The 8,908-nt window shown below is 53.3% G+C and carries 7 protein-coding genes, 2 tRNA genes, 1 rRNA gene, 1 other RNA gene and 1 pseudogene; 10 read left to right on the top strand and 2 right to left on the bottom strand.

What is annotated here, in order from left to right:
* Positions 1-216: pseudogene (locus tag BMW41_RS14815) on the top strand (group II intron reverse transcriptase/maturase); the annotation flags it as partial.
* A gap of 74 nt (positions 217-290) precedes the next feature.
* Here BMW41_RS14815 and BMW41_RS13440 read toward each other — a convergent pair.
* Both BMW41_RS13440 and BMW41_RS13435 read right to left on the bottom strand, forming a co-directional pair.
* Positions 291-376, bottom strand: a tRNA-Leu gene (locus BMW41_RS13440).
* A 21-nt stretch (positions 377-397) separates the two neighbouring features.
* Positions 398-479: transfer RNA gene (locus tag BMW41_RS13435), tRNA-Tyr, on the bottom strand.
* Positions 480-644: 165 nt separating this feature from the next.
* Between BMW41_RS13435 and ffs the strand changes: the two genes are divergently transcribed.
* The 9 genes from ffs to BMW41_RS13390 form a co-directional block, all read left to right on the top strand.
* Positions 645-905: signal recognition particle sRNA large type (gene ffs / locus BMW41_RS13430), an RNA gene on the top strand.
* Between the two features lie 221 nt (positions 906-1,126).
* Entirely contained in the window at positions 1,127-2,212 is a 1,086-nt protein-coding gene (locus BMW41_RS13425; RefSeq protein WP_074650684.1) for a 6-phosphofructokinase, read from the top strand.
* 146 nt (positions 2,213-2,358) lie between these two features.
* Positions 2,359-3,981, top strand: coding sequence for a DNA polymerase III subunit gamma/tau (dnaX, locus tag BMW41_RS13420; protein WP_074650686.1), 1,623 nt, complete (start codon positions 2,359-2,361; stop codon positions 3,979-3,981).
* Positions 3,982-4,214: 233 nt separating this feature from the next.
* Positions 4,215-4,568 (top strand): YbaB/EbfC family nucleoid-associated protein, encoded by a 354-nt coding sequence (locus BMW41_RS13415; protein ID WP_074650682.1) that lies wholly within the window; start codon positions 4,215-4,217, stop codon positions 4,566-4,568.
* Positions 4,568-5,167, top strand: coding sequence for a recombination mediator RecR (recR, locus tag BMW41_RS13410; RefSeq protein WP_074650680.1), 600 nt, complete (start codon positions 4,568-4,570; stop codon positions 5,165-5,167). Before BMW41_RS13415 ends, recR begins: the two co-directional genes overlap by 1 nt.
* A 24-nt stretch (positions 5,168-5,191) precedes the next feature.
* Positions 5,192-7,186: a coiled-coil domain-containing protein gene (locus tag BMW41_RS13405; RefSeq protein ID WP_074650678.1), complete on the top strand. Its 1,995-nt coding sequence runs from the start codon at positions 5,192-5,194 to the stop codon at positions 7,184-7,186.
* 104 nt (positions 7,187-7,290) lie between these two features.
* On the top strand, positions 7,291-8,151 hold the full coding sequence (locus tag BMW41_RS13400; protein WP_074650677.1) for a CvpA family protein: 861 nt from the start codon (positions 7,291-7,293) through the stop codon (positions 8,149-8,151).
* A gap of 178 nt (positions 8,152-8,329) precedes the next feature.
* The gene (locus tag BMW41_RS14675) at positions 8,330-8,527 is read left to right on the top strand and encodes a hypothetical protein (protein ID WP_177171254.1); all 198 of its coding nucleotides are present in this window, start codon (positions 8,330-8,332) and stop codon (positions 8,525-8,527) included.
* 197 nt (positions 8,528-8,724) lie between these two features.
* Positions 8,725-8,908: ribosomal RNA gene (locus BMW41_RS13390) — 16S ribosomal RNA — on the top strand; the annotation flags it as partial.

Genomic DNA, 8,908 nt, shown 5'->3' with positions numbered 1-8,908 from the left:
TGGAAACAATGGAAGAAGCCCAAGACAAAGGTGCGAAATCTGATTAAGATGGGTGTGCCCGAGGACTTGGCGCATATTGCTGGCAACAGTCGGCGTGGATATTGGTTTACCACACATACAGTCGCAGTCAACATGGCGATGACAAAAGATAGACTGATAAACAGTGGCTTCTATGATTTAGCCACAGCCTATCAGTCTGTGCACGTCAACTATTGAAAGCGCCGTATACCGAACGGTACGTACGGTGCTGTGAGAGGACGGCGGTTAGTCACCGCCTCCTACTCGATTCATGCCGGCAACCGGAATCGAACCGGTACGAAGTTTTACCCTCGCGGGATTTTAAGTCCCGTGCGTCTGCCAGTTCCGCCATGCCGGCAAGATCCGCGCGAACGCGAAATGGGCGATGGTGGATTCGAACCACCGAAGCAATCTGCAGCAGATTTACAGTCTGTCCCCTTTGGCCACTCGGGAAATCGCCCATATAACGCTAAGATGTTATCATAAAACAATTTGAAAAGCAAGTATCTTTTGTCGGAAATGTCAGGGGAAACATGGGAAATCTTGACAAAACCGGGGGGCTCCTGTATACTTACAAGGCAAATTGAGCAATCAGTTGAGCAAAGAAAGACTTCGTCATAACCTTTCCGCACAGCCGGGGAGTCAGCGGTGCCCTGTACCTGCAATCCGCTATAGCAGGGGTGATATCCCGCCCAGGGCTCAGGCAGCGGAGCTGCCCCTTGTAAGTGGCGTTGAAGTTTGGGTCTTGCGCAACAGATCCCCGTGAACCGTGTCAGGGCAGGAATGCAGCAGCACTAAGCGGGCCCTTCTGTGTGCCGCAGGGAAGCCTGGACCGAGTTAACTGCGAGGGTAACGTCCGCCGTTTGTGTTCAAAGCGGGGTGTGCGGATTTTATATGAATATTTGGAGCGGTCGGTGCCGTTGCACCGGCCGCTCTTTTCGTGTCATGGCTGCATGAAGGTTCTGTTTCTAAAACGCGATTGTTAAATCCTGCCATTCCCGAGTATAATAATGAAGTGATTGCCGGAATAATGATTTGCGGAGGATTCGTTGTTTTACATAGAAGCACTCAGAATGGCCGATCGATACGGGGAAAGGACGGGGGGCTCATGAAACGGTACGGAATATTGACCAGCGGAGGCGATTGTCAGAGCCTGAATGCGGCTCTTCGGGGCACGGCGAAGGCACTGTTCCGTCTGGGAACGGATGTGGAGATCATCGGTTTCCGGAACGGATTCCGCGGACTGATCCACAGAGAGTATGAGATCATGCGGCCGGAGAATTTCTCCGGACTTCTCACACGGGGCGGAACGATTCTCGGGACGTCGAGAACACCGTTTAAGCAGATCCGGGATCCGGAAGAAGACGGACTGGACAAGGTCCGTGCGATGAAGGATACATACCGGGAGCTCGGATTGGAATGTCTGATCGTTCTGGGGGGCAACGGAAGCCAGAAGACCAGCAATCTTCTGGCTCAGGAGGGACTGCGGGTGATCGCGGTTCCGAAGACCATCGACAATGATCTCTGGGGAAGCGATATCACGTTTGGTTTTCACAGTGCGGTGGAAGTTGCGACGAATGCCATCGACTGCATTCATACGACGGCCGCATCCCACGGCCGTGTGTTTATCGTGGAACTGATGGGACACAAAGTCGGATGGCTCACGCTCTATGCGGGACTTGCCGGCGGAGCGGACGTGATCCTTCTCCCGGAGATCCCGTACGACATCGACAGTATTGTAAAAGCGATCCGCGCAAGGGAGGCGCAGCGGAAACATTTCACCATCATTGCGATGGCGGAGGGGGCGATCTCGAAAGAGATGGCGGCGCTTTCCAAAAAGGAGCAGAAAGAGCTCCGCAAAAAAATGAAGAAGAAATATCCGTCACCGGCTTACGGGATCGGTGCCGCCATTGAGGAGAAGACCGGCCAGGAAGTCCGGGTGACGGTGCCGGGACACATGCAGCGCGGCGGACATCCGACGGCCTATGACCGAGTGATTGCCACAAGGCTTGGAAGTGAGGCGGCCGCCATGGCACTGCGCGGCGAGTTCGGCCGCATGGCGGCGATTACCGGCGGAAAGTTTGTGTCGGTACCCCTCGGGGACGTTGCCGGAAAACTGAAAACGGTGGATCCGGAGAGCGAGATCATCCGGGAGGCAAGAGCGGTCGGAATCTCCTTCGGAAACGAGCCGTGAGAGAAGAGGTTTCATGAAAAAAGGCGGCGCGGGATGAAAGATCCCGCACCGATGCAGAATAGAAGCGAAGGCGAAGCGCATCCGGTACACAGGACAGAGGTGCGCGGAATGAAGAAACAAAAAGAGCAGAGTAAGAGGTGAATCAGGTGGCTTACACCGCTTTATACAGAAAATGGCGCCCGTCGACATTTGATGAAGTCCGGGGGCAGGAACATATTGTCAGAACACTGAAGAATCAGATTCTCACGGAACGGATCGGTCATGCCTATCTGTTCTGCGGAACAAGAGGAACCGGTAAGACCAGTATCGCGAAGATTTTCGCGAAAACCGTCAACTGCGAGCATCCGAAAGACGGGAACCCCTGCGGGGAGTGCGCCATGTGCCGCGCGATCGCGGAAGGCGCGTCGCTGAATGTGATGGAGATCGATGCGGCGAGCAACAACGGCGTCGATGACGTCCGTGAAATCCGCAACCAGGTGCAGTATCCGCCGACTGACGGAAAGTACAAGGTTTTCATCATCGATGAGGTGCATATGCTCTCGCCGGGCGCGTTCAACGCTCTCCTGAAAACTCTCGAGGAACCGCCGGAATATGTTATTTTTATTCTCGCGACCACCGAGGTCAACAAGATTCCGATCACGATCCTCTCCCGATGCCAGCGGTATGACTTCCGCCGTATCTCTATTGATACCATTGCGGGACATCTGCGCGAACTGGCGGACGCAGAGGGAATCGATGCCGATGACAAGGCGCTGCGCTATGTCGCCCGGGTTGCCGACGGCTCTATGCGTGATTCCCTGAGTCTTCTGGATCAGTGCGCGGCGTTCCATTTTGATGAAAAACTGACCTATGACAATGTGCTCGATGTTCTGGGCGCGGTGGACACGGGGGTGTTCACGCGTCTCTTTGACGCGGTTGTCCGCAGCGATACGGTGGAATGTCTCCGCACAGTCAGTGAGATGGTGGCGGAAGGCCGGGAACTGTCTCAGATGGTGACGGATTTTCTCTGGTACATGAGAAATGTTCTCATCATCCGGAATGCGTCGGAGGATGACCGGCTGGAAGATATGGTGGAAATGTCGGAGGATAATGCCAAGGTCCTTCGTGAGCAGGCCCGGCACGTGGATGAGGAGACTCTGATGCGGTATATCCGCGTCCTCTCCGAACTCTCCGGACAGATGAGATTTGCGACGCAGAAGCGTGTTCTGGTGGAGATCGCGCTGATCCGGCTGACCAGACCGGCAATGGAGAATAATCTCGATTCGGTTCTGCAGCGCCTCTCGGAACTGGAAAGGAAAATAAGCGAGATCCCGTCGGGGGCAGACCTTGCGGCGGCCGCGGCTGCGGCACAGTTGGGAGGAACGGTCGGAACGGCAGCAGGAAACGCCGCTGCACCATCCGCGCCGAAAGAACCCCAAAAGGTGACACTTCCGCCGGCGGAGTTTAAGGAACTGAAACTGATACGGGAAGAGTGGCCCATGGTCGTCGGAAAAGTCGGCGGATCCGTTCGCTCTGCTCTGCGCGACAGTTTCGTCAATCCGGTATCCCCCGGGCGGATGGAGATCATCGTTCCGGATCAGATGAATGCGAAAATGCTGGAGCGCCTCGGTGCCTTCCAGCAGATCAGTGACATCATTGCGGAGGATTATCAGCGGGAGATCCGGTTTACGGCCCGCGGTGACGGCACAGTAAGACAGGAAGATACGGTCTATGTCAGCAGCGAGGATCTTCAGGCGGTGATCAATTTCCCGATCACGGAAGAGGACTGAACCGGCGATGGGCTGCGGGCAGGAAAGAAGACAGCGCGCATGGATTCCCCGTATCGCTGCCGCGGCCGGGCGGATCGAAAGGACGGTTCATCGTAAGATTTATATAAGATGCGAAGAATGAAAGATTGCGCTATAATTGAAAAGATATGATTGGAAAACATCAGAATTGACAGAGTACGGAGCATTGTCCGAAACATAAAGAGCAGCCCCGGAGACGGGCGAGGAGGAAAAGAATGGCAAAACGCGGAGGATTCCCGGGCGGAATGCCGGGTAACATGGCGAATATCATGAAGCAGGCGCAGAGAATGCAGCGTCAGATGGAAGAGAAGCAGAAAGAACTGGAAGTGCGTGAGTATTCCGCATCCACCGGCGGAGGTGCCGTTACGGTTACAGTCAGCGGAAAGAAAGAGATGCTTTCCGTCAAGATCTCCCCGGAGGCCTGCGATCCGGATGATGTGGAAATGCTGGAGGATATGATCCTGACAGCAGCCAATGAGGCGATGAAGAAGGCCGAGGATGACAGTCAGGCACTCATGAACAGCGTGACCGGCGGTCTGGGCGGCCTCGGAGGCGGACTGGGATTCTGATGGATTATTACAGTTCACAGATCAGCAGCCTGATCGAAGAGTTTGCCAAGCTTCCGGGAATCGGCAGCAAGTCGGCGCAGAGACTGGCGTTTCACGTCATCAATATGCCGGTCGAGCAGGCGGAGAAACTTTCACGGGCCATCGTGGATGCCCGCCATAATGTCCGCTACTGCAAAGAGTGTCAGACACTGACGGATCAGGAGATCTGTCCGATCTGCGGAAACCCGAAGCGGGATCACAACACGATTATGGTTGTGGAAAATACCCGCGATCTGGCGGCATACGAAAAAACCGGAAAGTATCAGGGTGTATATCATGTTCTGCACGGCGCGATTTCTCCGATGCTCGGCATCGGACCGAATGACATTCGCCTGAAAGAGCTGATGCTTCGTCTTCAGAAAGAGGAAGTGAGCGAGGTAATCATCGCGACAAACTCAAGCCTTGAGGGCGAGACGACCGCAATGTATATCAGCAAGCTGATTAAGCCGACAGGGATCCGGGTTACAAGGATCGCCAGCGGAGTGCCGGTTGGAGGAGATCTGGAGTACACCGATGAGGTGACACTTCTCCGGGCGCTGGAAGGCAGAACGGAAATATAAGGGAAAACGGCGGAGATAGATACCATGGATAAGTTTGAATTTAAGGTAAAGATCGAGCAAATAAAAAAACTTGTAAATAAGAGCGATTACGAGACGGCCATGAAGATTGCGGATGCAATCGACTGGAGACGCGTCAAGAGCACCGGACTCCTCACGCTGGCATCTTCCATTTATGAGAAGAACCGTGAGTATTCCGATGCGAAGGATATTCTGCTGATTGCCTATGAGAGAGCGCCGATCGGAAGAACACTTCTGACCAAGCTGACCGACCTTGCCTTCCGGGAGGGAAATGTCCGCGAAGCCGAGGCATATTACAAGGAATATTGTGAGCAGGTGGATGACAATGACAGCGTGCAGCACCTTCTTCGCTTCCTGATTCTGGAGGCAAAAGGCGCATCGGTGGAGCAGCAGATCAATTCTCTGGAGATGTACTGCAACGATGAGCTGGATGACAAGTGGCTGTATCACCTGGCAGAGCTTTACCGCGAGGCCGGACGCGAGGATGACTGTGTCAGGGCCTGCGACAAGATTATGCTGATGTTTGGTATCGGAAAATATGTCGATAAGGCAATGGCACTGAAACAGGAGTTTGCTCCGCTGAACAGCTATCAGAAAGATCTGGCGGAGAACCGTCAGAAGTATGAGAGAAAACTTCAGGAAGTAGAGGAAAAGTTCCGCGACGTGGACCTCGGCCGAAATGCAGACGGTGATGACCGCCGGGAGTTCGCTCGGAAAGAAGAAAATGAAGAATCCGAGAACCGCGGGGAGGAGATCCGCCGCGAGGAAGCAGATGACAGTCTGGAAGCAAGCCTTCACGAGGCCAGGGCGGAAGAAGAACTGGCGAGAGAAGTATCCAAAATGCAGCCGTATGAGAATACAGAGGCGGAAGAGGATGACCAGACCCGTGTGCTTCAGCGTGTAAGCGATCTCCACCGGGCTTCGCAGGAAAAGACGGAGCAGGAAGAGGACATTTCCGGAACCGGAATGGAAGATGAAACGGCAGCGCAGGAAGATGTGCAGCAGGAAGACGCCATGCCGGAGCTGGAAGACTGGGATCTGGAAGAGGAGGAACAGGAAGAGGCTCCGTTTGAAAACAGGATTATGCTGGCGGCCGACGATGAGGAAGCCGGCCTGAAGGAGGCTCTGGGACTGCTCAAGGAATTCCATGAAGTTCTGGGCGTAAAGCGCTCTGCGGCAAAGATCAGCGGAGACCGGCTGGCAAAGAGAGGCGTTTTCTCCGTTGCCGGAAAGCTGGAGGGAAAAGACCTGATCATCGAGCGCGCAGCGGACCTGGATGCGGAGACGCTGGAAGATCTGAACGATTTTGTGGCACAGGCAGGAGAGGAAATGTCCGTCATCCTGATTGATGACGAAGAGAATCTGTCTGCGTTCCGCGCGGAATTCCCGGCTGCGACCGAGATGTACGGCGGCGACGGTGAGCGTCCGGAGGTCGTGGAAGATCTAGAAGACCTCGAGGAGGATGAGGAACTTCCGGAGGTGGAAGAAGATCTTCCGGACGAGAGGGAAGCCGAAGACGATGTGGCGGAGGAAAAGGACACAGAAGTTTCGGAAGACCATGCCCCGGCAGCGAAAGCTGAGGCAGTGGAAGAGACGGACGAAGAATCCCCGGATGACGGGGAAGAACCGGATGAGGATGAAGACTCTGATGATCCCGATGCGGATGAAAGAGAAGCATACGAATCCGACCGTGAGAAATCGGAAAATGATGTCCGCTCAGAGGCTGCGGATGTCGAGAATGATGAGATGGAAGTCGAGGATTTCGTTCAGTACGCATGCCGTTATGCTGCGGATATCGACTGCAGCATTGACGGGAAGAGCAAGCTTGCCCTGTATGAGCGCGCGGAAATGATGGAGGAAGACGGCGTTCCGCTGACCCGTGAGAGCGCGGCGGATCTGATCGAGCATGCGGCGGACAAAGCCGAGAAGAAGCATCTCTTTGCAAAACGTTATGACAAGAACGGACTTCTGATTCTCAGGGAAAAGCATTTCTTTGACTGAGAAATCATTGGATAGGATGCAAGTCGGAAAGAAAACGTTCAAACTTTGTCTGACGGCTCAAATCAACAGATCAGTGTGTCTGTCGGAGCCTGGAGAACAACTATATGGAAATAATCACTGCATACGTTCAGGAGCAGTGGCTTACCGTCGCGGTGGGGGTCTTCCTCGCCGCGATGGTGCTATATGGCCATCATCGGGGATTTCTCCGGATGGTCGTCACGGCGGGCGCATTGATCCTGACACTGACAGCGGCACATGTCGCGACACCTTATATGTGTAACTGGCTGAGGACGAATACCGGCGTATACAGCGCGTTTCAGGAGTATACCCTGAAGGTGATCGGCTTCGGGGATGAAGAGACGGAAAGCGGGGGCTCTGAGGGCGATACGGGCAGAGAAAGCTCCGGGGAGCCTTCGGAAGGCGATGAGACTGCGGACAAGACTGCAGGAAAAGAAGAGAGAGGGGAAAGCGGCACGGCCAAAAAGACGGGGGTAAACGATCCGTCCGCGGAGAGAACGGCCATCGAGGCGCTGCCGCTTCCGGAACATTTGAAAAAGGCTCTGATCGAGAATAACAATGGACAGGTGTACAAGATTCTGGGAGTGGACCGCTTTGCGGATTATGTTGCTGGATATCTGGCCAACAGTATCCTGAATATATTGGTCTATCTGGGACTGTTTGTTCTTGTGACTGTGGCGATTCGGCTGATTTTCTGGTTTACAAGCATTTTCTCGCGGATTCCCGTTATCTCCGGGATCAACCGGACACTGGGTGCAGCCGTCGGCGGCATGATCGGTATTCTGTGTGTGTGGATCTTTATGCTGTTTGTCATGGCTTTTTCGACAACGGAACTGGGAAGTGTTCTCTCGGCCCAGATAGATCGCAGTGAGATTCTGACATGGATCGGCAATCACAATCTGCTGGTCTCCATGGCGGTACGGGTGATGAAGAATCTGATTCACTGAGCGGGGGGGATCTTCAACTACCCGTGTGTGTCCAATTCCAAACACAAACCGGTAGTATTTGATAAATTGTATGTGATATTAACACAATATCAAAAAATAAGACTGTAAAATCAGTTTCAGAGGAGCGCTGCGGCGCTCCTCTTTTTCTGAAATGGCGAAAATACGCGGTTTTGTCTCTTTGGAAGAACAGGAAGAAATTGTTTTAAAAAAATATAAAATTCGCTTGACGAATCCATCCTGTGGTGATAAGATAGGCTCCGTTGCGAATGAAACGCAGCGCCGATCCGGTTCAGGAGCGATTCTCATATCAGCGGAAACGGAACGAAATCAAAAAAACAGAATAAAAAAAGTTCTTGACATGAGAGCTGAGATTTGATATGATAATCAAGTCGCTCGCCTGACGGGAACGACAAGAACATTGAAAACTGAACAGTATATAAAACCCTGAAAATTCCAAGAACAAAGGCCGATAAGGTAGAGGCCTGAAGTTCGAGAGATTTTCAAGAACAAAACCTTAAACAGTAATAACGGTTAAGAATAAGCCAAGCTTAAGTCTAAACCGGATCAAACTTTTAACGAGAGAGTTCGATCCTGGCTCAGGATGAACGCTGGCGGCGTGCCTAACACATGCAAGTCGAACGGAAATTACAGAAGGAAGTTTTCGGATGGAATTTTGTAATTTTAGTGGCGGACGGGTGAGTAACACGTGGGTAACCTGCCCTGTACCGGGGGATAACAGTTGGAAACGGCTGTTAAT

The organism is [Clostridium] aminophilum, assembly GCF_900101295.1.
GTDB classification, from domain to species: Bacteria; Bacillota; Clostridia; order Lachnospirales; family Lachnospiraceae; genus Clostridium_R; species Clostridium_R aminophilum_A.
Note: the sequence above shows the minus strand (reverse complement) of the source record. Positions and strands in the feature narration are given on the sequence as shown.